General features: G+C 58.4%; 1 protein-coding gene. It reads right to left on the minus strand.

Going from position 1 to position 382, the window contains the following annotated elements:
- Positions 1-130: 130 nt before the first annotated feature.
- Positions 131-382, minus strand: a 252-nt coding sequence (locus tag GVL03_RS21850) for a hypothetical protein (RefSeq protein ID WP_200847454.1), incomplete at its 5' end; no start/stop codon positions are given.

Below are 382 nucleotides of genomic sequence, written 5' to 3' on the forward strand. Positions count from 1 at the left end.
GCATTCGGCAGGGCGTCCGGGGGTGAGAACGGCATTGTCACGCGCCCATGAGCCGCGTCAAAAAGGACGAATGAACTCAAAACTATAGATGGCGTCTAGTCCGGTCGTTTGGTGTCGCCCGTTCCAATCGTCAGCCCGAGTTCGCACGCAGCCCGTCCAGCCACCCAAAACACTGCACGATCGCTGGCATAGCCGTCTGGATCTCCACTCCATCCATCGCACTGATGGCAAGCTCCTGATCCAGGATCGCGTCTTCGCCCTTCTCGTCATGGCCGGTGACGTTTTCCAGGCAGCCTGCCTTCCAGATCCAAACGTGCTGATCGAGAAGCGCGTCATGCAGGCCTGCGGAAATTTCAGTTCCCTCAGCGTCTTGGGCAAATAC

It is taken from the genome of Microbacterium sp. 18062 (assembly GCF_902706225.1).
In the GTDB taxonomy this organism is placed as follows: Bacteria; Actinomycetota; Actinomycetes; order Actinomycetales; family Microbacteriaceae; genus Microbacterium.